General features: G+C 71.2%; 1 pseudogene. It reads right to left on the bottom strand.

Annotated elements, in window-relative coordinates:
- Positions 1-263: 263 nt before the first annotated feature.
- Positions 264-669: pseudogene (locus ACTIFU_RS23915) on the bottom strand (transposase); the annotation flags it as partial.

Genomic DNA, 669 nt, shown 5'->3' with positions numbered 1-669 from the left:
GGCCCGCCCGGTGTTTGGGGGTGGTGTGTGGGGGTGGGGGGGGGGGGGGGCCCGCCCCCGGGCCGGGGCCCCCCCGCGGGGTTTTCTTCCTGCGGCGGAGCCGTGCATTCTGCTGCGATACGATTCGTACCGGGGACTGATGCCCACCCGTCACTTCATGACGCATTGATCGCCTATGCCGACGCGGTCCGAGAGGATCGCGCGGCCATCCCATAATCACATCCGATTCAGGCGACTCGATTCCTTTCCGGATGGGCTCTGGGCTCGGTCATCACCCGCAGCCAGAACATGGCGCCCTGGTCTGCTCTATCCACAGCCCGAGCACCTCCTTTGTGCCGTCGAGGCGGACGCCGAGCGCGACACAGACCGCCTTGTTGCGCACCGTGCCCTCGTCGCGCCCTTTCACGCGCAGCGCGTCCAGGAACACCAGCGGGTAGAGCCGCTCGAGCGGGCGGTCGCGTGGCATCTGCAGAGCGAGCGCGCCGGTACCGGTCAGCACCGTCTTGGCGCCGCAGCCGTTCCGCCTGTTGCCCGCCCGTCCGGCTCGCCGGCGTCCGGCTGGTGGTCCATCTCCGCGCTCAGCACCCGCCCGGCGAGCGCCTTCTTCAGCCCGTCCAACAGCCCGCCCTCGGCCAGGGCGGCGCGCGGGTCGGACCCGGACAGCAGCCG

Source organism: Elioraea sp. (assembly GCF_051860475.1).
Taxonomy (GTDB): Bacteria; Pseudomonadota; Alphaproteobacteria; order Acetobacterales; family Acetobacteraceae; genus Elioraea.
This window is presented reverse-complemented; position numbering and strand designations above follow the sequence as displayed.